At 62.2% G+C, this 20368-nt stretch carries 17 protein-coding genes and 1 pseudogene (1 of these 18 only partly in view); 6 read left to right on the plus strand and 12 right to left on the minus strand.

Annotation, left to right across the window (positions count from 1 at the left end; all coding sequences use genetic code 11):
• From AO064_RS31345 to AO064_RS20535, 3 genes and pseudogenes are all read right to left on the minus strand, one after another.
• Nucleotides 1-1833, minus strand: a pseudogene (locus AO064_RS31345) (DUF6531 domain-containing protein); its annotated part reaches 313 nt to the left of the window's first position; the annotation flags it as partial.
• Nucleotides 1834-1967: 134 nt separating this feature from the next.
• Nucleotides 1968-5051 carry an efflux RND transporter permease subunit gene (locus tag AO064_RS20530; RefSeq protein ID WP_064054467.1) on the minus strand — a complete coding sequence of 1028 codons (3084 nt, stop codon included), beginning with the start codon at nt 5049-5051 and terminating at the stop codon, nt 1968-1970.
• A gap of 2 nt (nt 5052-5053) precedes the next feature.
• Complete coding sequence (locus tag AO064_RS20535; protein WP_064054468.1) at nt 5054-6160, minus strand: efflux RND transporter periplasmic adaptor subunit; 1107 nt, start codon at nt 6158-6160, stop codon at nt 5054-5056.
• A 102-nt stretch (nt 6161-6262) separates the two neighbouring features.
• Between AO064_RS20535 and AO064_RS20540 the strand changes: the two genes are divergently transcribed.
• Nucleotides 6263-7468, plus strand: a complete 1206-nt coding sequence (locus AO064_RS20540) for a multidrug effflux MFS transporter (RefSeq protein ID WP_064054469.1) — start codon at nt 6263-6265, stop codon at nt 7466-7468.
• A gap of 78 nt (nt 7469-7546) precedes the next feature.
• Complete coding sequence (locus tag AO064_RS20545) at nt 7547-9478, plus strand: TonB-dependent receptor domain-containing protein (protein WP_064054470.1); 1932 nt, start codon at nt 7547-7549, stop codon at nt 9476-9478.
• Here AO064_RS20545 and AO064_RS20550 read toward each other — a convergent pair.
• On the minus strand, nt 9475-10794 hold the full coding sequence (locus AO064_RS20550) for an ATP-binding protein (RefSeq protein ID WP_064054471.1): 1320 nt from the start codon (nt 10792-10794) through the stop codon (nt 9475-9477). The genes AO064_RS20545 and AO064_RS20550 overlap by 4 nt on opposite strands.
• Nucleotides 10795-10814: 20 nt before the next feature.
• Nucleotides 10815-11558, minus strand: coding sequence for a response regulator transcription factor (locus AO064_RS20555; protein ID WP_064054472.1), 744 nt, complete (start codon nt 11556-11558; stop codon nt 10815-10817).
• 179 nt (nt 11559-11737) lie between these two features.
• Between AO064_RS20555 and AO064_RS20560 the strand changes: the two genes are divergently transcribed.
• Nucleotides 11738-12598: a pirin family protein gene (locus AO064_RS20560; protein ID WP_064054473.1), complete on the plus strand. Its 861-nt coding sequence runs from the start codon at nt 11738-11740 to the stop codon at nt 12596-12598.
• Between the two features lie 68 nt (nt 12599-12666).
• The gene (locus tag AO064_RS20565) at nt 12667-14112 is read left to right on the plus strand and encodes a mechanosensitive ion channel domain-containing protein (protein WP_064054474.1); all 1446 of its coding nucleotides are present in this window, start codon (nt 12667-12669) and stop codon (nt 14110-14112) included.
• Between the two features lie 4 nt (nt 14113-14116).
• On the opposite strand, the gene AO064_RS20570 is transcribed toward AO064_RS20565, so the two are convergent.
• The gene (locus AO064_RS20570) at nt 14117-14554 is read right to left on the minus strand and encodes an Rrf2 family transcriptional regulator (protein ID WP_012724786.1); all 438 of its coding nucleotides are present in this window, start codon (nt 14552-14554) and stop codon (nt 14117-14119) included.
• Nucleotides 14555-14698: 144 nt separating this feature from the next.
• On the opposite strand from AO064_RS20570, the gene AO064_RS20575 reads away from it, so the two are divergent.
• Nucleotides 14699-15583 (plus strand): NAD(P)/FAD-dependent oxidoreductase, encoded by an 885-nt coding sequence (locus AO064_RS20575; protein WP_064054475.1) that lies wholly within the window; start codon nt 14699-14701, stop codon nt 15581-15583.
• A gap of 34 nt (nt 15584-15617) precedes the next feature.
• On the opposite strand, the gene AO064_RS20580 is transcribed toward AO064_RS20575, so the two are convergent.
• Entirely contained in the window at nt 15618-16460 is an 843-nt protein-coding gene (locus AO064_RS20580) for an alpha/beta fold hydrolase (protein WP_064054476.1), read from the minus strand.
• Between the two features lie 239 nt (nt 16461-16699).
• Here AO064_RS20580 and AO064_RS20585 point away from each other — a divergent pair, with 239 nt between their 5' ends.
• Complete coding sequence (locus tag AO064_RS20585) at nt 16700-17287, plus strand: LysE family translocator (RefSeq protein WP_012724783.1); 588 nt, start codon at nt 16700-16702, stop codon at nt 17285-17287.
• Here AO064_RS20585 and AO064_RS20590 read toward each other — a convergent pair.
• The 5 genes from AO064_RS20590 to AO064_RS20605 all read right to left on the minus strand — a co-directional run bounded on the left by AO064_RS20590 (nt 17229) and on the right by AO064_RS20605 (nt 20059).
• The gene (locus tag AO064_RS20590) at nt 17229-18122 is read right to left on the minus strand and encodes an AraC family transcriptional regulator (protein WP_064054477.1); all 894 of its coding nucleotides are present in this window, start codon (nt 18120-18122) and stop codon (nt 17229-17231) included. The genes AO064_RS20585 and AO064_RS20590 overlap by 59 nt on opposite strands.
• A gap of 97 nt (nt 18123-18219) precedes the next feature.
• Nucleotides 18220-18456, minus strand: a complete 237-nt coding sequence (locus tag AO064_RS31855; protein WP_375232512.1) for a sigma factor — start codon at nt 18454-18456, stop codon at nt 18220-18222.
• 28 nt (nt 18457-18484) lie between these two features.
• Entirely contained in the window at nt 18485-18910 is a 426-nt protein-coding gene (locus AO064_RS20595) for a GNAT family N-acetyltransferase (protein ID WP_064054500.1), read from the minus strand.
• 72 nt (nt 18911-18982) lie between these two features.
• Nucleotides 18983-19246, minus strand: coding sequence for a hypothetical protein (locus AO064_RS20600; protein WP_064054478.1), 264 nt, complete (start codon nt 19244-19246; stop codon nt 18983-18985).
• Nucleotides 19247-19567: 321 nt separating this feature from the next.
• On the minus strand, nt 19568-20059 hold the full coding sequence (locus AO064_RS20605; protein WP_064054479.1) for a GNAT family N-acetyltransferase: 492 nt from the start codon (nt 20057-20059) through the stop codon (nt 19568-19570).
• Nucleotides 20060-20368 lie beyond the last annotated feature (309 nt).

The raw sequence follows: 20368 nt of genomic DNA on the forward strand, positions 1-20368 counted from the left end.
CGCAGAAACCAGTCGNNNTCCAGCACCGTCATAGGTGTAGGAAACAACGGTCTGTTCCGTCACCCAAACATACGGACCCTCATCGACGATGCGTTGAATTTGGTAGTCCACCGCCACGACCCGACCCGATGCATAGCGCAAAAACAGCGCGCGCCCCACACCGTTATCCAGCCGCTCAATGCGCCCCAAAAAATCCCGGGCAATACACAGCCGGTTGTCATACGCATCGCTGATCGCCGTCAGCGCCCCGTCGCGAAAGTGGTAGAACCGTGACGCCTGCGCCAGCACCAGTTCATCAGGCAACGACCCCAAGTAGATCGCCGCTTCCGCCAAACTATTGGTAATCGCAGGCCGAGAAACCGTAGGTAAGGGCAGGGCAGTCGACCGATTCTCATGATCGGTCCACACCACCGAATCACCGGAAACAGCAAGCCGATGCGCCAGCGAGTGACTCCAGCCAAACCCCAACCCACAATCCACTTCCACCGCACTGGTGCGGTACAACCGCGTCCACTCAAACGGCAACACCCCGTCCAACGCCCCATCGGTCAGCGTCAGCAGTTCTTCGCCGGTGACCATCGACACCGGGCAACCGTTAGTGGCCGTTTTATCCGAGAAAGCCGCCGCATCCCCGTTGGGGTTACGAGCAGAAGCAGGCACATCGTCCACAGATTCCTGCCCGACCAACATCGTACGCTGGGACTTGGTGCGAACTAGAGGCACCGGATTGGCAACCACCTGATCCCCAGCCTTCAACGGCACAGCCGGAATCGTCTTGATCGGCGTCCCCGCGCTCCCCAGCAACAACGGTTTGGCCGCTTCCACATGCGCTTCCAACCGAGGCCCGACCACCTGATCCGCCAGCCTCTCGAGCCACTGGCGTGCTCGGCCAGACTTGATATGACTTATCACCTGGGTACCCAGGCGCACCGTCACACCCATCGCCCCCATGACCCTTGTGAGCAACAGGCTGATCAACACCTCGCCGGTGATTTCCCCCATCACCTCGTTCATTTCTGGCGGCGGCAACATCCGTATCCAACTGGATATCGCCGACAAGTAAATAAACATCAGCGGCTCATCGCTGAGCACCAGCAGGCCGTGGGCAATCGAGTCTTTGCCGAGTTTCAGCAGTTCATCCAGTTCGGTCTGGGAGATGTACTGCAGCAACTTCTCACTGTGGGTCTGGATATCCGCCAGCAGGTCGCACAGTTGGGTGAAATTGTCCCAAACGTTGTAAAGCGCCTTACCCATTCCGTGAAGAAACGCGTGCTCCAGCATCCTGCGCTGATCAAGCGGGGTGGCGTCTGTGTAGTTCTTCCACTGGGCCTTGAAGGTACTTTCCCACTCTTCGCGCAGGCGTACTTCCAACGTGTCAATCACCGATTGATAAGACGCATACAGCGTCTTGATGTGATCCTTGGAAACATTGGGATAGAAGTTGACCCGGTAGCGTTGGTCGCGCTCACACTCGTCAATTTCGAGAATGCCGCTGGGGCCGATGGTCTTATGGATGGGGTCGCCCAGCGGGCCACCCTTGGGGTCGATGCGTTGCAGCATCACTGGCGTATTGCCAATGGGCACGAATCGAACGCTCTGGAACATGTGCACCAGGGTCAACTTGCCATTGGCCTGGCACGTAGCGACGGTGCTGCTTGGGTAAAGAGAGCGGTTGATCGGCGCGACCAGCGCCACTTCATCCCCGACCTTGAAGACTTGCTCGACATCCAGCGCCGAAAAGCTCCAGAAGCTCGAAGCCCAGTCATCAAAGGTGTTCAGGCACTCCCGGAAATCGCGAAAGACGCTCTCGACATCGACCGTCTTCACATCCATTGGGGTCAGGGTCAGCCTGCCAATGGCCGGGTTCAAGAAACAGCTCCAACAACAAGAAAATCCATCTGCAATCCCTCGCACTGTGTAATCAGGCGAGGGACTTTGCGGACCTTTTCAGGGGAAGGGAGTAGAGCTTATCCGGCTGTTACGTGGGAAGTTTCGACAACTTTCGTCTTCTCCCGCCCCAGCACCAGGCTGCACAGCGCCGGCAAGAACAACAGCGTCAACACCGTGCCCACCAGCACTCCGCCAATCAGCACATAGGCCAGGGACGACCAGAACACCGACAACGTCAGCGGAATAAACGCCAACGCCGCCGCCAACGCGGTCAGGATCACCGGCCGTGCGCGTCGCACCGTGGCTTCAATAATCGCCTCGCGAATCGGCATGCCGTGGTCCTGGTTCTGGCGAATCTGGTCGGTAAAGATCAGCGTGTTGCGCATCAGAATCCCGCCAATCCCGATCAAACCCAGAATCGCGTTGAAGCCGAACGGCTGGTTGAACAGCAGCAAGGTCGGCACCGCGCCAATCAAACCCAGTGGTGCAGTGGCGAAGACCATGAACATCACACCGAACGAGCGCACCTGGAACATGATCACCGTGAGGGTCAGCAGGATCATGATCGGGAACAGCGCGGCCAGGGCGACGTTGGCCTTGGCGCTTTCTTCCACCGGGCCGCCAATGTCTATCTGGTACCCGGTGGGCAGCTTGGCGATCAGCGGCTGCAGGTCTTTGTACACGGCCATTTCCACGTCGGGCGGTTGCACGCCGTCGATGATGTCGGCGCGCACTTCGACGGTGGTCGCGCGGTTGCGGCGCTTGAGGATCGGTTCCTCCATCACCGCCTGGAAATGCCCGACCTGGGCCAGCGGCACCGAGGTGCCGGCGCTGTTGGTGAGGGTCATGTTGTTGAGGTTGCCGAGGTCCTCGCGTTGGTTGCCCTGGGCGCGCGCGACCACCGACACAGTGCGGTTGCCTTCACGCACTTCCGTGATCGGGTTGCCGCTGAGCAAGGCGTTGAGCTGGGACTTCACCTCGTTGGGGGTGAAGCCCAGCAGGCGCAGACGGTCTTGATCCAGTACCAGGCGATAACCGCTGGTGCGTTCGCCCCAATCAAGGAAGGCGTCCTTGGTCAGTGTGTTGGCGGCGACGACCTTGCGCACGTCCTCGGACAGACCGCGAACGACGTCCACATTCGGGCCGGAAACACGAAACACCACCGGGAACGGCACGGGCGGGCCGAACAGCAGTTGCGTCACGCGCACCCGTGCCGAGGGAAACTCGCCGGCGGCGATGCGTTCACGCATGCGCACTTTCAGCGCGTCGCGGGCATGGGAGTCCGGGGTCTGGACGATCAGTTTGGCGAACGCCGGGTCCGGCATTTCGGGGTTCAGCGACAGGAAAAAGCGCGGTGCACCGCCGCCCACATAGGTGTCGACCAGGGTTATTTGCGGCTCTTGCAGCAGCGCCTTTTCCAGTTGCGCAGCCACCGCTTCGGTACTTTTGAAGGCGCTGCCCGGCGGCATATACACCTCAAGAATCAGTTCGGAACGGTCGGAGTTGGGGAAGAACTGCTTCTTCACCACACCCATGCCCGCCACGCACAGCACAAACGCGCCGACGACCAACCCGGTCACCAGCCAGCGCCGCTCCACGCAGGCTTGCACCAAGCCGCGCAGTTTCTGGTAATAGCGCCCGGCGTAAATCGCATCATGGCCGCCGGGCACCGGCTTGATCTGTGGCAGCAGTTTCACGCCCAGGTACGGCGTGAACACCACCGCCACCAACCACGAAGCAATCAGCGCAAACCCGACGATCCAGAAGATATTGCCGGCGTATTCCCCCGCACCGGAACGCGCGAAGCCTACCGGCAGGAAGCCAATAATGGTCACTAAGGTGCCGGTCAACATTGGCGCTGCCGTGGAGCTCCAGGCAAAGGTCGCCGCGTGAATCCGGTCGAAGCCTTCCTCAAGCTTCACCACCATCATTTCGATGGCGATGATTGCGTCATCCACCAGCAGCCCCAGGGAAATGATCAGCGCGCCCAGGGTAATGCGGTCGAATTCACGCCCGGTGAGCAGCATGATCACAAACACCACCGACAAGGTCAGCGGCACCGCCGCCGCCACCACCAGCCCGACGCGAAAGCCCAGGGCCAACAGGCTGATCACCATCACCACCGCCAGGGCGACGAAGAATTTCAGCATGAACTCGTTCACCGCCAGGCTGATGTTTTTCGCCTGGTCGGAGACCTTGGCGAAATTCACGCCCAGCGGCAGGTCGGCCTGGATCTTGGCTTCATGGGCCTTGAGGCTCTTGTCCAAATCGAGGCCGTTCCAGTGTTTCTCCATGATCACGCCGAGCATCAACGCCGGGTCGCCCTGATGGCGGATACGGTAGCTGGGCGGGTCTTCATAGCCTCGGCTGACGCTGGCCACATCGGCGATGCGCAATAGACGGCCGTTGACTTGCAGGGGCACGTTTTCAATCAGCGCCAGGCTGTCGAACGCGCCGTCGATGCGAATGTAGGCGCGGGCGCCGGCCGTCTCGACAAACCCCGACGGCGCCACGGCGTTCTGCGCGGCGAGGGCGGCAAAGATCTGGTCCGGCTTGATACCCAGCGTTGCCAGGCGCTCATAGGAAAACTCGACAAAGATCCGCTGCGCCTGCTCGCCGAGGATATTGACCTTCTTCACCCCCGGCAGGTTGAGGAAACCCTGGCGCAGGTCTTCGGCCATCTGCACCTGTTGGCGGTGGGGCAGGTGCTCGGCTTCCAAGGCGTACAACGCAAAGTACACATCGGAATACTCATCGTTGAAGAAGGGGCCGATCACACCGCTGGGCAGCCTGGCGGCTTCATCGCTGAGTTTCTTGCGGGTCTGGTAGAACAGCTCCTGGACCTCGCTGGGGCGCGTGGACTCCTTGTAGGTCATGCGCATCGATACGAAGCCCGGCTGGGCGATGGTCTCCACGCGGTCGTAGTAGTCCAGTTCCTGCAGGCGTTTTTCCAGGCGGTCGGCCACCTGCTCCTGCATTTCCTGGGCGGTCGCGCCCGGCCAGGCGGCGGTGATGGTCATCACCTTGACCGTGAATAACGGGTCTTCGGCGCGCCCCAGCTTGCCGAACGAGAAGACCCCGGCGGCGAGGATCGCAATGATCAGGAACAACGTGACCGCGCGATGCTTGACCGCCAGTTCCGAGAGGTTGATACCGCGCATGCTCAGTTTTCCTGTTTGCGGTTGAGGGCCAGCACTTGGGCGGGCAAGAGACGCACGGCGTCACCGCTGTGCAGCAGGTGCGCGCCGAGGGCAACGATGAGCTGTCCGGGCGTAACGCCGCTGTCGAGCAGGGCCTCTTCCTGGCCGAGGCTGGCGACGTTCACCGGGGCGAAGCTGACCTTGTCGTCTGCGCCGATCAGCCAGACGCCGGTGCCTTGTCCTGAGTCCTGCAGTGCGCCGATGGGCACGCGGGTTTGCGGCGCTTGGCCGTTGCCTTGGAGGCGCACGGTGATGGTGGAACCGAGGGCAAAACGGTCGACGGCGCCGTGCAATACGTAGCGGGCGCGGTAAGTGCGGGTGGTCGGGTCGGCGCTGGCGGACAGTTCACGCAGGGTGGCGATCACCGCCTGGTCCGGGGCGCCGAAGGGGAAGGCCAAGGCTTTTTGTGCGGCCTGGTCGCGCTGGTTTTCCGGCAGGTTGACGATGGCTTCGCGGGCGCCGTCATGGGCCAGGCGCGCAACGATCTGCCCTTCGGCGACCACCTGGCCACGGTCCGCCCGCACGTCGGTGATGATGCCGTCGCCGTCGGCCTTGAGGACGGAATAGGTGCGGCGGTTTTCGATCTGGCTGGCGTCGGATTGTGCGGCGGCGAGTTCGGCTTCGGCGACGCGCAGGTTGGTCGCCGATTGGTCGAAGATCTGCCGTGACACCGCGCCGGTACTGGCCAGGCGTTGGTAACGGTTTTCGTCGTCGCGGCGCTGGCGCAGTTGCGCCTGGGCGGCGTTGACGCGGTTCTTCGCCGAGCGCAGGGCCAGTTCGAAGTCGCCGATGTCCAGCACCAGCAGGGTGTCGCCACGGGAGACGTGCTGGCCGGGGTCGACTTTACGCTCGATGACCTTGCCGCTGACCCGGAAGCCCAGGTCGCTTTCGGTGCGCGCCGCGACCACGCCGGTGTAGGCGCTTTGCTGGGTGCCGGCGGCTTCGACTTTGGCGGCGAGGACCGGGCGTGGCTGGGGCACTTCAGCGGCGGTGTCGGCCTTGCTGTTGCAGCCATTGAGGACGATCAACAGCGCCAGGGGCGTGAGAAGACGCAAGGGGAGAGGGTGCATGGCGGGCTCCGGGGTGACCAGGGGGTAAAAAATTATGGACATAATTTTTTACGCATATTATGGTCGAAATATAAATTAATCCAGCCCCCCCGGATGCCCTCCATGATGAACGCCCCGGTCCCATCACGAAGCCTGTTGTTTCTACTGGTGGCCCTGACGGCGCTGGGAGAGGTTTCGACCCAATTGATCATTCCCGGTCTTGGCGCCATTGAGCAGGCGTTGGCCGCTCCCGCCGGTTCCGCGCTGATGGCGCTGTCGGCGTTTGTGGCAGCCTTTGGCCTCGGTCAATTGCTGTTCGGGCCGCTGTCGGACCGTATCGGCCGGCGCCCGGTGCTTATTGGCGGCCTTGCGCTGTATGTGCTGGCGACCTTGTCGATGCTGCTGGTCGACGACATGTATCAATTCATCGCCGCCCGCGTGCTGCAAGGCCTCGGCGCTTGCGCCGCGCTGGTACTCGCGCGCACGGTGGTGCGCGATGTGTGGAAGGCCGAAGCGGGGCCGGCCCTGGCGTTGACCATGATCGGCATGCTCTACGCCATTGTGGTGGCGCCGATGGTCGGCGGGCTGCTGATCAAATTGTTCGGCTGGCACGCGCCGATCATCCTGGCGTTGACGATTGGCAGCGTCGTGTTGCTGCTGGCCGTGCTGTTCTTTCGCGAGAGCAACCACGCCCTCGACCCCAAGGCCGGCCACTGGCGCACCCTGGGCGGGCAATACCTGGATCTGCTCAAGGGTCGCCAGTACCGTGCGTTCGCCGTGGCCCTGGCGTGCACCTATGGCGCCATGTTTGCGGTGATCGCCGGTTCATCGACGGTGTTTATCAACTTACTGGGTTTCAGCAGCCTGGAGTACGGCATCAATTTCGGCCTGATCGTGTCGATGCTGATCGTCGGCTCCACCTACACCCGACGCAACATCATGCGCCTGGGGCCGCAGCGGATTGTGGCGATGGGCGTGGCGCTGGTGGCCTTCGGCGGGGTATTGGCCGTGGTCATTTATGCCCTGTTCGGCTTGTCGGCAGTGGGACTGGATATCCCGATTGCCCTGGCCACCCTCGGTGGCGGCCTGGTCTTGCCCGGTTCGGTCACCGGCGGCGTGATGCCCAACGCACACCGCGCCGGGTTGGCGGCGGGGCTGATGGGGTTTTCGCAGATGTTCGGCGCCACCTGCAGCGGCGTGCTGTTGAGCCACCTGCGTGATGGCAGTGCCGCGCCGATGATCATCATTCAGGCGTGCTTTGCGGTGACGGCCTTCGTGGCGTTTCACCTGTTGCGCGAGCGGCGCACGGCCCTGGTGCCCAGCGTTTGAGTTGTCACACTTTGTCCAAGTTATTTCGACCTAGATGATTACGATTCTCTTTTGAGTCCAATCCTAAGGTCCACGCCCATGCTTGCTGCTTCTCGCTTCTCACCCCTGGCCCTGCTGGTTGCCGGCAGCCTCAACGCGCATGCCGACGAGCCCTTGGCGCTCAATGACGTCGTGGTGACGGCCTCCGGCTTTGCCCAAAGTGTGGAAGACGCGCCGGCCTCCGTCACGGTGATCGATGGCGAAGCGCTGCGCCGTAAATCCTACCGTGACCTCGGCGACGCAGTGCGCGACGTGGAGGGCGTGACGGTCAATGGCGGCGCGAATGAAACCGACATCTCCATCCGTGGCATGCCGGCTGACTACACGCTGATCATGGTCGACGGCAAACGCCAGAGCGCACGGGAGTCGCGGGTCAATGGCAACAGCGGCTACGAGCAAAGCTTCGTGCCGCCGGCCGCAGCCATCGAGCGTATCGAAGTGGTGCGCGGGCCGATGTCTTCGCTGTATGGCTCGGATGCGATCGGCGGGGTGATCAACGTGATCACACGCAAAGTCTCGCCGACCTGGGGCGGTTCGGTGGGTTACGACTATTCCGCACGCCAGCACAGCGACCAGGGCAATGCGCGCCAGACTCAGTTCTACCTCAGCGGCCCACTCAAGGAAGACTTCCTCGGCCTGCAGGTGTGGGGCCGTTACCTGGACCGCCAGGCCGACGACGATATCGAGCAGACCAATGGCTTCAGCAAGGCCGACCACCGTGACCTCACCGCACGCCTGGCCTTCACGCCGACCCTCGACCACGACATCCTGCTGGAAGCGGGCGCCACGCGCCTGAAGAACGGCGACGGCATGAGCGCCAACTGGGCCACCCGCGAGCAGGAAAACAACCGCGATCACTGGTCGCTGTCCCATCAGGGCCGTTGGGGCTGGGCCACCTCGGGCGTCGCGTTGTCCCAGGAAACCTCCTCCCGCGAAGGCAAGGCCACTCCGGCGCAAACCGATATCTACGGGCGCAAACCCGAGATCAAGAACACCGTGTTCGATGCCAAGCTGGTGGTGCCCACTGCGCATAACGTCAGCACCGTCGGCCTGCAATGGAACGAAAGCGAGTTGACCGACTGGAACCAGGGCCTGGGCGACCGCGTCGACTATAAATTCTCGGTGGTGCAAAAAGCCCTGTTTGCCGAGAACGAATGGTCGATGACCGACAACTTTGCCCTCACCACCGGCCTGCGGTTGGACGAGCACGAAGAGTACGGCGCCCACCTCAGCCCACGGGTCTACGGCGTCTGGCGCGCCACCGAACAGTGGACGCTCAAAGGTGGCATCGCCCGTGGTTTCAAGGCCCCGGAACTGCGTGCGGTGGTCGAGGACTACGCTTACCTGCGCCGCAACCGCTTCGTGATGTTCGGCAACCCCGACCTCAAGCCCGAGACCAGCACCAACTATGAAGTCTCGGCGTTGTGGAGCAACCGCGACAACCTGTCGGCCGGCGTCACGCTGTTCTACAACGACTTCCAGGACAAGCTCTCCACCGTCACCACCGACCGCCGCTGGAACACCTACACCATCATGGAGCGGGTCAACGTCGACAAAGCGATCATTCAGGGCGTGGAACTGAACGGCCAATGGGACATCAGCCCCAGCGTGCTGCTCAAGGCCAATTACACCTACACCGATTCGGAGCAGAAAAGCGGCGCCAACAAAGGCGCACCCCTGGCCCTCACGCCAGAGCAAAAGGCCAATGTGCGCAGCGAATGGACGATCAACGACCGCACCCAGGCCTGGGTTTCGCTGAGTTACTACGGTGAAGAAACCGGTAATACGATTACCGACGAACCGGCGCCGGGCTACACCACCGCCGACCTCGGAGGCTCCTTCGACGTGAACGATTCGCTGACCCTCAACGCCTCCCTCAACAACCTCACCGACAAGCGCCTGGACGATGAAACCTACGGCACGGTGAACTACGGCCGCACCCTGTGGATGGGCGCCACGCTCAACTTCTAAAGCGCCGCCGGCAATCGCACCACCGCGCACAGGCCGGCCGGTGGGCGATTCTCCAACACCAGTTCGCCGCCATGGGCCTGGATGCACGAGCGTGCAATCGCCAGGCCCAGCCCCACGCCGCCGTCGCTGACGCCACGCTGTACAAAGGGTTCGAACACCTTGGTGAGCCAGTCCTCGGGCAAGCCGTGGCCGTGGTCGAGAATCTCGATGCACAGCCAGCCGTTATCCTGGCGTGCCAGGCTCAACCGGGCATCACCGGCATGGTGCAGGGCGTTGTCGATCAGGTTGGTGAGGGCGCGTTTGAGCGCCAGGGGGCGACAGGTCAGCATCAGCGGCGGTGCGCCCGTCCAGTCAACGGGCTGTTGCAGGCGTTGGTAACGCTTGGCCAAGTCGTCCAGCAGCGCGGTGAGTGACAGCGTGGTGGTGGGTTCTTGCACCGCATCGTCACGCACGAAATTCAAGGTTTCGCGCACCATCGCACTCAACTCGCTGAGGCTTTCGAGCATGTCATCACGGGCCTCGCCGGGCTCGAGCAATTCCACCTGCAGGCGCAGTTCGGTGAGCGGCGTGTTCAGGTCATGGCTGACCGCTGCGAGCATCCGCGTGCGGCCTTCGACATGCCGGGCGAGGTTGGCCTGCATGGTGTTGAAGGCGGCGGTAAGGTCGCGGGCTTCCTGAGGGCCTTGTTCGGGCAGCGGTGCGATCCATTCCCCTCGGCTGACGCGCGCGGTGGCCTGGGCCAGGGTCCGCACCGGGCGCACCACGCGGGCGATGAAAAACATCACGATCAACAGCACCGGCAGGGTCGTCACCGGCAGGCTGTAGGCCAATACCCGGCCCCATTCGTAGGCACCGGCGGGATATTGCACGGCGTTCAAGTAGCTGCCGTTGGGCAACGGGACGCTGGTGCGCAGGCGCAAGGGGGCCCAGCCGGCGGGGCTGAACACGTGGGTGCGCGCGTCGGCGCCGCTGGCTCTTTCCAACTGCATGCCGATGGCTGCGGGGGGGTCCAGCTGCAGTTGGCTGCGCAGCTCGTTGGCCAGTCGCTGTTCTTCCGGGCGCAGCTCAAAGGGCGCGACTTCCGCCGTGTGGGCAATCCAGAAGCGCGTGTCGTCGGTGCCGATGGCGGCTAACAGGTGCTCGGTCTCACTCGGCGTCAGATCGATGGCGGCGTGATGGGCGGTGCTCAAGCGTTCCAGGCTGAAACGGCGGGACAACGGGTGGATCAGGCTGCCGGTGCGCTGCAGGAACAACATCGCGATGGCGTTGGAGGCCAATAAGGCCAGCAGCAACAGCAGGCTTAGCTGACGCGCCATCGTGCGCGGCCACAGCCGACTCAGGGCGTGCATTCATTGACCTCGGCGGCCAGCAGGTAACCACCGCCCCAGATGGTGCGCAGCAGCTCCTGCACTGTATCGCCCTGGGCGAGCTTGCGGCGCAGGCGGCTGACCTGGCGATCGATCGCGCGGTCGCTCACGTCGCTGTCGGCGGCGGCCGTGAGGTCGATCAGCCGTTCGCGGGGCAACAGGGTGTTGGGATGGGCGAGAAACACTTGCAGCAGGCGACTTTCGGCGGTGCTGAGTTGGACTGCCGGGCTGCCGTCGCGGCGCAACGTGGCGCCAGTCACGCTGAAATGCCAGCCGCCGAATCGATAAGCGCGTGCGCCACTGCGCGGTGCCGCAGGCCCGGTATTGCGGCTTTGGCGACGCAATACACTGTGGATACGCGCCACCAGTTCGCGAGGTTCGAAGGGCTTGGTGACATAGTCGTCGGCCCCCAGGTCCAGGCCGCGCACGCGGTCGGCGGCGGTGTCGCGGGCGGTGAGCAGGATCACCGGGGTATTGCTGCGCCGATGCAGCTGGTGGCACAGCTCAAAGCCATCGCCATCCGGCAACAGTACGTCGAGTACCACCACGTCGAAGGCTTGGGTCTTGAGCAATTGCCACATGCCGGCCGCGTCTTCGGCGGTGCGCACATCAAAGGTGTGGCGACGCAGGTACGTGGCCAACGGCTCGCGAATTTTACGGTGGTCATCCACCACCAGCACGCGAGGCGCGGCAGGCGCAGGGGCAAACGGCATTGCAGCCCTCGGAGGGTTGAGCGGGAGGGGGGTATATTACTACGAGTCATTATCATTAACGCTGTTTTTGTGCTGGCGTCGCGCAATACCGTTCTATCAGTGGAACGATCAAGGTTGTTTTCATCGTCTAGCGCCGAATTGATATTGGTTTTAAGGTGTATGCACTTTGGAGGACTACCATGAAAAAACTCATCGGCATCTACACCAGCCCCCGCGCTCATTGGGTCGGCGACGGCTTCCCGGTGCGCACCCTGTTTTCCTACGACACCCTGGGCAAGCACATCAGCCCATTCCTGTTGCTGGACCACGCCGGTCCGGTCGATTTCACCCCGACCGCACAACGTCGCGGCGTCGGCCAACACCCCCATCGCGGCTTTGAAACCGTGACCATCGTCTACGACGGCGAAGTCGAGCATCGTGATTCCACTGGCGCCGGCGGCAAAATCGGCCCGGGCGACGTGCAATGGATGACCGCCGCCAAAGGCATCCTCCACGAGGAGTTCCATTCCGAAGCCTTCGCCCGCAGCGGCGGGGTTATGGAAATGGTGCAACTGTGGGTCAACCTGCCGGCCAAGGACAAAATGGCCGACGCCGGTTACCAGACCCTCGTCGATGGCGACATCCCGGTGCTGCCGCTGGCCAACGACGCCGGGCAACTGCGCCTGATTGCCGGTGAATTCGCCGGCACCCAAGGCCCGGCGCGTACGTTTACGCCGATTGACGTGTGGGACCTGCGCCTCAAGGCCGGCAAGGCGGTCACCCTGGACCTGCACGCAGGGCGCAACACCGCCCTGGTGATCCTGCGCGGCACGGTGTTGGTCAATGGCGAGGAAGTCGCGCGCCAAGGGCAATTGGCGTTGTTCGAACGCGACGGCAGCCAGCTCAGCCTGGAGTCCAACGACGACGCCAAGGTGTTGTTGCTCAGCGGCGAGCCGATCGACGAGCCTATCGTCGGGCATGGGCCGTTTGTGATGAATACCGAGCAGGAGATTCATCAGGCGTTTGCTGACTTTCAGTCGGGGCGGTTTGGGCAGATGTAAGCACACCCGCTATACCCTGGAGCGGCATTTCATGCGATCTTCCCGTCATTCGCCCTGGAGTCGCCTGGATGCCCTCACTTATCGCTGATCACCCGATGCTGTGCGCCTTGGCGCTGATCTTTATCGACATCGCCGTGTGGCGCCTTATTTCCGCCAACCTTGCCAACTGGAAGCTGGCGGCGCGGTTGGTGATCTTTGCCGTGTTCAGTGCCGTGCTGTTCAACGACGGCATGAACCCCATGCAGCTCGCGCCCTATGCGGACAACACCGCCTTGCACCTGGCCGCCACCGCCTTGCAGATCGGCTGGTGGCTGTTCGCGGCGCGCACGCTGACGGTGTTGCTCGGGGCGGTGATGATGCAGCGGGTCGGGCACACCGGGCGGTTGTTGCAGGACTTGATGGGGGCGGTGATCTTCCTGATTGCGATCATTGCCGCCATGGCCTATGTGCTCGATTTGCCGGTCAAAGGCGTGCTCGCCACTTCCGGCGCGGTGGCGATCATCGTCGGCCTGGCGTTGCAAAGCACCTTGAGCGACGTGTTTTCCGGGATCGTGCTCAACACCACCAAGCCGTATCAGCTGGATGACTGGATCTCCATCGACGGCACCGAAGGTCGGGTGACGGACATCGACTGGCGCGCCACGCGGCTGCAAACCTCCCAGGGCAGCATGGCGGTGATCCCCAACTCCCTGGCGGCCAAGGCCAAAATCATCAATTTCTCGCGCCCGGCAGATATGTTCGGCCTGGCGGTCAGCCTGCAGGTCAGCCCCCATGCGCGTCCGCAAACGGTGATCGAGGCCTTGGAGCGGGCGATGCAAGGGTGCCGACCGCTGCTGGCCCAGCCGGCACCGAGCGTGGCGTTCAAGACCTCGGCCAGCGGCGGTGTCGAGTATGAAATCAGCGGGTTCGTGCCAGCCATGGCCCTCAAGCGCGAGGTGCGCAACCAGCTGTACGACCTGGCCTTCCGTCACCTCCAGGCGGCGGGCGTCGGCGTGTTGTCGGCGACCGAAAGCAGTGCGCCGCCGAGCCTGTCAGCGGCGCGCGCATTGCTCGAGCGCTCGTCGATTTTCTCCACCCTGCGCCAGGAAGAAAAAGACACCTTCAGCCAGAACATGACCCTACACACCTACCGCAGCGGCGAAATGATCCTGCCGGCAGGGGAGGTGAGCGACCATTTGTTTATCGTCGAATCCGGCGTGGTCTCGGTGATGCTGACCAAGGCCGGGCACAAGTTCGAAGCCGGGCGCATGGGACCGGGCGAGGTGATCGGCGAGGCGGGGATCCTGTCGGACCAGGCGGCGCTGGCGGATTTCACCGCCAAGACGTCCTGCACCTTGTACCGCATCGAGAAGGAATACTTGAAACCGTGCCTGGACGCGCGCCACGACATCAGCGAAGCGATGAAGGCGTTGCTGGATTTCCGCCTGCACACCGCACAGACCTTGACCCAGGAAACGCCGGTGGTACCGGTCAAGAAAGGCTTCCTGCACTGGTTGCGCAAGCGCGGGTTGTAGCCGATCAAGGCGCCATGGCGATGCGGTAGCGCTGGTCGAAATCGTCCGCCAACTGCGCCAGCGTCACATCCCCCAAGCGCGCCAGCAACAACGACTGGGCCTGGTCGAAGGCGTCCGTCAGCGCGGCGTTAACCGCCTGTTCGACCAGGCATTCGGGGTGGTCGGTAGACAGGCCGATGGCGAATAGCGACGGCGTGCCCAGGGCGTTGTGAATATCCAGCAAGGTGATTTCACTCAAGGGTTTGCCCAGGCTCCAGCCGCCCTGGTGGCCTTTTTCCGAGCGTACATAGCCCTTTTCCTTGAGCAGCCCGAGCGTGCGCCGCACCACCACCGGGTTGGTGCCGAGCATCTGGGCAATGGTCTCCGAGGTCGCGCGCGCTTCATGGCGGCCCATATGGATCAGCACATGGAGCATGCGTGAAAGCCGGGTGTCGTTTCTCATCAATAAACCTCAGGTTGAATCCTGCCAAAGTATCGTTCGTAACCTGAAAAGTTGCGAGACGCTTGACGGCGTATTTTTACGTAACTTATGGTGTGTCGTGAAAGCGTTCGGACAACCGGATGCACCCAACACGGGGTCACCTTCATGATGTACGACGTCATTATCGTGGGCGGCAGCTATGCCGGCCTGTCAGCGGGCCTGCAGTTGGCGAGGGCGCGGCGCCAGGTGCTGGTGATTGATGCGGGGCAACGGCGCAACCGGTTTGCGGCCACTTCCCACGGCTTCCTCGGCCAGGATGGCCAAGCGCCGGAGGCCATCGCCGCAGAGGGGCGCAGCCAGTTGATGGAGTATCCGACCGTCACCTGGGTACAGGGCAGCGTGATTGAGGCGACTGAGCAGGCGCCAGGTTTCGGCGTTCGCACCGAATACAACGGCACGTTTCACGGCAAACGCCTGATCCTCGCCACCGGCGTGGTGGACGAGTTACCCGCCATCGAAGGCCTCGAACAGCGTTGGGGCAAGCACGTATTCCATTGCCCTTACTGCCACGGTTATGAGCTGGACCAAGGCCGCATCGGCGTATTGGCAACCTCACCCCTGGCGATGCACCACGCGTTGATGCTGCCTGACTGGGGCACCACCACCTTGTTCTCCAACGGCGTGTTCACCCCGGATGCCGAGCAACAGGCGCAGTTGGATCGACGCGGGGTCGGCGTTGAAAGCGGACCGGTACGGCGCATCGTCGGTGAGCGTGCCGACCTGGAACTGGTCGACGGCCGAGTGTTCAGCCTTGACGGTATCTTCACGATGTCGCGCACCCGCATCAGCCCTTTGGCCGGGCAACTGGGCTGTGAGTTGGCCGACGGCCCCACCGGTCCTTACCTGCACACCAATGATCTGCGCCAGACCTCCGTCGCCGGTGTGTTTGCGTGTGGTGATGCCTCCCTTGCCGCCGGTTCCGTGGCGCTGGCCGTGGCAGAGGGTGTGCGCGCCGGGGTGGGCGCGCATTTTTCGCTGATCCAGGGGTGAGGCATACGTTGCCCAGGCACCACGGGGCCTGGGTCTATTTGCTGTCGAGGAAACCCAGCAGCGCGGCATTGAACAGCGCGGGGTCTTGCAGGAACGCAAAGTGGCTGGTGTTCGGCAGGATCAACAGCCCGGCACCGGGGATGGTCGCGGCCATGTACTCGGTGTGTTCACGCTTGATCGCTTCGTCATGGTCGCCGTCGGCAATCAGGATAGGCGTCTTGATGCTCTGCAATTGCGCGTCGGTCCAGTTCGGTTGGCTGGCCCACATATGGCTGATCTGCTCGACAAACGCGTCGTACTCTCCAGGCGTCGGTGACAGCTTGGCGTACTCCTTGCCGGCGCGTTCGATAAAGGCGGCGAAGGTCGGGTTTTTCTCGACGCCGTCCTTCACTCCAGCGGTCTGGGTGTTGGCGGCGAAGGCGAAGACTTTGCCGATACGGTCTGGGTGACGCAGGGCCAGGTCAATGCCGATGATCGCGCCGTCGCTCCAGCCGACGATGTCGGCGCGTGGGATGTTCAGGCTGTCGAGCACGGCTACCACATCATCGGCCATCAGGTCATAACCGTAGGGTCTGTCATCCCGTGAACTGCGCCCGTGGCCGCGGCTGTCGATGCTGATCACGGTGTGCTTGGTGGCCAACGCCTTGACCTGGTGACCCCAGTAATCGGCGTTGGACAAGCCGCCATGCAGCAGCACCACCGGCGAGCCATGACCCGTGCGGGTGTAGTAGACCTTGATACCGTTGACCGCGGCGTAACCGGTCTTTGCACCGACCACGGGGGCGGGCGTCGGCGGCAGGGTTTCCCAGCGTTCAGCGGCGTGGGCGGTCGAGAACGACAACAACAGGCAGGCAACTGCCAACAGGCGACGTGACATGGCGATTCCTTTTTGCAGTGATCTATCAAAAGGGAGCAGGCTCTGAACTCTAGCATCGCGCCAGGCACGTTAAATACGCATTTTTGTCTATCAAAAACGACGGTTTGAAAGAAACAAATGCAGTTATATCAATGCAATAAAGCCGTCTAAGCCAGGCAGGGGCATTTTCTTCAATACCACCATGGCATTGCCCTCTACCGTGGTTCCTTCGTCACTTGTCCGAATAAAAAGGAACTGCAATGAGCTTGATCATTTCCATGGCCGCCTTCGCCCTGGCCACCTCCATCACACCGGGTCCGGTCAATGTGGTTGCGCTGAGTTCGGGGGCGCGCTTCGGCTTTGTCGCCAGCCAGAAACACGTGTTCGGCGCTGCGGTGGGCTTCACGCTGCTGTTGGTGTTGATCGGCCTGGGTTTGCATGAAGTGCTGGTGCGCTGGCCGATATTGACCCAGTTGATCCAGTGGGGTGGGGTGGCCTTCCTGCTGTACATGGCCTGGAAGCTGGCGGTGGACGACGGCCGCCTGGACGCCGAGGGCACCGCCACGGCGCCGTCGATGCTCTATGGCGCGGTGATGCAATGGCTCAACCCGAAGGCCTGGCTGGCGTGCGTGGCGGGGATGGGTTTGTTTGTGGCGCAGGGCGATGCCGCGCAGGTCTGGCTGTTTGCGGCGATCTACCTGGTGATCTGCTACCTGTCGGTGGCGTGCTGGGCCTACGCGGGAACCTTTTTGCGCCGCTATCTCGGCGATGCTCGCGGCGTGAGGCTGTTCAACCGTTCAATGGCCGGGTTGCTGGTGGCCAGTGTGGGTTATTTATTGCTGGCTTGAGCAGCTCGCGGTATTGCCCCGGCGTGGCGGCGAAATGCTGTTTGAACGTGCGCTGGAAATGCGCTTGGTCGGCGAAGCCTGCGGCCAGGGCCACGTCGGCGATCAGCTCGCCCTGGCGCAGTTGGGTGCGGGCGAATTGGATGCGCCGGTTCACCAGGAAGGCATGCGGGGTCAGCCCGTAATACTGCTTGAACGCACGGATCAGATAAGACGGCGACAGCTCTGCCGCCAGGCAGATGTCTTCCAGTTTTAGCGCCTCGGTGCAGTGTTCGCGGATGTATTCAGCGGCGCGCTCGAGCTTATGGTTGACCTCACGCACAGGGGCCGGCGACGGGTTCAGGCGCTGCTGTACCTCACTGAAATAGCTCACCAGTGCGCTCTGTTTGTGCAGGAGCTCAGCGTGCTCATCCAACAGGATTGCGTACAGTTCGATCAAGCCGTTGTACAGCACGCTGTCGCGTGTGTGCGGCGTGGTGAACGGGCGGTAGCCCTGATCGGTGCTGAAGCCCAGCTGATGCTGTAAGTCGGTCAACCAGGGCGTGTCGAGGTAGAGCATGTGATACGACCAGGGCTGGTCGTGGATCGGGTTGCACGCGTGCACATCGCCGGGGTTCATCAACACCACGGTGCCGGCACTGATCTCGAACGTCTGCGCACCGTAGTGGTAATAGCTGCGGCCGGTGGTGATCGCACCGATGGAAAAGTGCTCGTGCGCGTGACGGGTATAGGTGACCTTGCGCCCGTCGGCGATGGTGCGCGCCTCGATAAAGGGCAGGTTGGGGTCGCGCCAGAAGCGTGGCGAATCCGCAGGGTGAGCAGTGACGTTCAGCGACATGGCAATGGTTCCATCCCGAGCAGGGGCGAGGCGTAATCATTACACAGCCTTGCGTTGAATCACCATGCCGGCGAGTTATGCATGCGGTATCACCCGTTTACCGACGTGCTCGTTCCTCGGGTCGTATCGACCGGCAGTAGGTGGCTGACATCAGCCACCGGGACAAGTGGTTGCGGCTGGCGGTGGGGTCAGAAATCCCAGCGTGTCGCCAGTTGCAAGCTGCGCGGTCATGGGACAGGTCGGCGGCATCCCAACGGTCGTTCAAGCGCCGGCGCAGCAGGCCGAGCAGCCAACGGTGGTGGGTGCCGTAGAGGTGGGTAAAAGAGGTCGACACGACGGACCGCTGCATCCCGCGTCGACTGTCACAGCGGTTTAGACAAAAACACCCGGCTGCTGCCCGCCGGTTCGCAGGGCACTTCACCGAATTTTACCCAGCCATGTTTCTCGTAAAACCCCGGGGCCTGGAAGCTGAGGGTATAGAGCACCGCATGGCGACAGCCACGGCGGCGGGCTTCGTTTTCGAAGGCTTGCAGCAACTCGCTGCCCAAGCCCGAACCACGCAGGTGTTCGGGCAGGTGGAAGAGGTCGAGGAAGGCCATGCCCAGCGTGGTTTTACCGGTGATGCCGCCGACGATCTGTGCAGTGTCAGGGTCTTTGATCAGCACCGTCAGCGGCTGGCGATCGTTGAAACCGGTGATGGCCTCGTTGAAGGCCGCGAGGCTGCTGCCGAGGAGGTGCTCGGCTTCGGTGTTGGGTTGGTCGCTGATTTCTATCCGGTGTGGCGTCATCATAGGGCTTCTCGATGGGTACCTTTTGGGCAGAAGGGGGCGGATAAGTACCGCCCCCCATCGCCGGTTGCCTTAAGCGCGCTGCCATCCTCCCATATCATCGGCCCTGATCTCGAAATCTATCGCCTCGCGGTAAGGATCGCCAAGCGGCATAGGCCGGCCGTTGCCAGAGGCCTGGGTGGGTTGCCAGGTTTGCGTGTTCGGATCGAATACTTCTGCATCATCCCCGGCCGTCTGGTCGAGCGGGTTGTGCCGTGGTTGGTCGTTATCGATCCGGTCTGGGTTGAAGGCCGAGGGAATCGGAGCGTAGGGCGAGAAACCGTTGATTGAAGACATGACTGCACCTCTTTGATAGGCAATTGAAGGCCCGCCAGACGCTGGTTCGGCGGAGTGCTTCGCAGGCTACCGAGGCCTTCATAGGCATTCAACGAGGTGTTTTGGGGTGAATGTAACGGGTTAAAACCGGCATTGAGCACATTCACAACATCAGCTGCCTGGCTGTCAGGCGAGGTCTGTGTTCGCTCGCGATGTTTCAGGTTTTGCGTCAGAAAAGGCGACGCCGATCCAGTTTTTGCTTATCGGCAAACAGCAGCCGGTTGAACCGGCTGCCCACCGTTAGATGTCTAGACACATAAATCAGGCCACAACGGTGACCGTCTAAAGCGCCATCACCATTTCATGCCACGCCATCCCGCCGTGATCGGAAGGCGAAGGTCGGGTGTATTGATAGCCCATGCGCTCGTACAGGGACACATGCTGTTCCTTGCACATCAAGTGAATCGTCTGCTTGCCCAGCGCCCGCATGCGGGCCACAAACTCAGTCATCAATACCTTGGAATACCCTTTGCCCTGATGCGCCGGATCGACCACCACCGACATGATCACCACATTCGGCGCCTCGGCCGAATGGCCCACCAACTCCTTGAACGCCTCGTCCGACATCACCACGTCATGGGCACAGCCGCAGTTGATGAAACCCACTACCGCACCGTCGGCCTCCAGGATCAAAAAACCTTGCGGGTATTGCGCAATCCGCGTGGTGATCTTTTCCAGGGTCGCGGCTTCGTCGCCTTCGTAGGCAGTGATCTCGATTTCAAAGCAACGGGCGGCATCGGCGGGGAGGGCGTTGCGGAAGCTGAGGGTGGGCATGGTATTTCCTGAGGCATTAAGCGAAGGCCACATCATAAAGAAACATCACTTGCCTGGCACTGAAACGCTATCTTCGGTGGGCGCTGTCGAATCGTCGCACCGTCCCGTTGGACTGCTCAGCAGTCCCATTTTTGGGGCCGCTTCGCGGCCCAACGGGAGCAAGCTCCCTCGCCACAGGTAAAGTGTTCGCCCTTAACTGACTCGCATTAGGTCAATCCCGCTCCCACAAGGTTTCACGCCATGTCGACCGCTATTCCTTCACCCGCCCCGGTGACGAAAACGCCTAGGGCATGCGTTAATAGCGCGATG

This window comes from Pseudomonas marginalis (genome assembly GCF_001645105.1).
Classification (GTDB): Bacteria; Pseudomonadota; Gammaproteobacteria; order Pseudomonadales; family Pseudomonadaceae; genus Aquipseudomonas; species Aquipseudomonas petroselini.

Excerpts from the sequence above, each read along its gene's own strand:
- AO064_RS20555 (WP_064054472.1), bottom strand. The coding sequence starts at position 11,558 with ATGCCGTTTGCCCCTGCGCCTGCCGCGCCTCGCGTGCTGGTGGTGGAT.
- AO064_RS20605 (WP_064054479.1), bottom strand. The coding sequence starts at position 20,059 with ATGCCCACCCTCAGCTTCCGCAACGCCCTCCCCGCCGATGCCGCCCGT.
- AO064_RS20575 (WP_064054475.1), top strand. The coding sequence starts at position 14,699 with ATGATGTACGACGTCATTATCGTGGGCGGCAGCTATGCCGGCCTGTCA.
- AO064_RS20590 (WP_064054477.1), bottom strand. The coding sequence starts at position 18,122 with ATGTCGCTGAACGTCACTGCTCACCCTGCGGATTCGCCACGCTTCTGG.
- AO064_RS20570 (WP_012724786.1), bottom strand. The coding sequence starts at position 14,554 with ATGAGAAACGACACCCGGCTTTCACGCATGCTCCATGTGCTGATCCAT.
- AO064_RS20545 (WP_064054470.1), top strand. The coding sequence starts at position 7,547 with ATGCTTGCTGCTTCTCGCTTCTCACCCCTGGCCCTGCTGGTTGCCGGC.
- AO064_RS20550 (WP_064054471.1), bottom strand. The coding sequence starts at position 10,794 with ATGGCGCGTCAGCTAAGCCTGCTGTTGCTGCTGGCCTTATTGGCCTCC.
- AO064_RS20560 (WP_064054473.1), top strand. The coding sequence starts at position 11,738 with ATGAAAAAACTCATCGGCATCTACACCAGCCCCCGCGCTCATTGGGTC.
- AO064_RS20530 (WP_064054467.1), bottom strand. The coding sequence starts at position 5,051 with ATGCGCGGTATCAACCTCTCGGAACTGGCGGTCAAGCATCGCGCGGTC.
- AO064_RS20595 (WP_064054500.1), bottom strand. The coding sequence starts at position 18,910 with ATGACGCCACACCGGATAGAAATCAGCGACCAACCCAACACCGAAGCC.
- AO064_RS20565 (WP_064054474.1), top strand. The coding sequence starts at position 12,667 with ATGCCCTCACTTATCGCTGATCACCCGATGCTGTGCGCCTTGGCGCTG.
- AO064_RS20585 (WP_012724783.1), top strand. The coding sequence starts at position 16,700 with ATGAGCTTGATCATTTCCATGGCCGCCTTCGCCCTGGCCACCTCCATC.
- AO064_RS20580 (WP_064054476.1), bottom strand. The coding sequence starts at position 16,460 with ATGTCACGTCGCCTGTTGGCAGTTGCCTGCCTGTTGTTGTCGTTCTCG.
- AO064_RS20535 (WP_064054468.1), bottom strand. The coding sequence starts at position 6,160 with ATGCACCCTCTCCCCTTGCGTCTTCTCACGCCCCTGGCGCTGTTGATC.
- AO064_RS20600 (WP_064054478.1), bottom strand. The coding sequence starts at position 19,246 with ATGTCTTCAATCAACGGTTTCTCGCCCTACGCTCCGATTCCCTCGGCC.
- AO064_RS20540 (WP_064054469.1), top strand. The coding sequence starts at position 6,263 with ATGATGAACGCCCCGGTCCCATCACGAAGCCTGTTGTTTCTACTGGTG.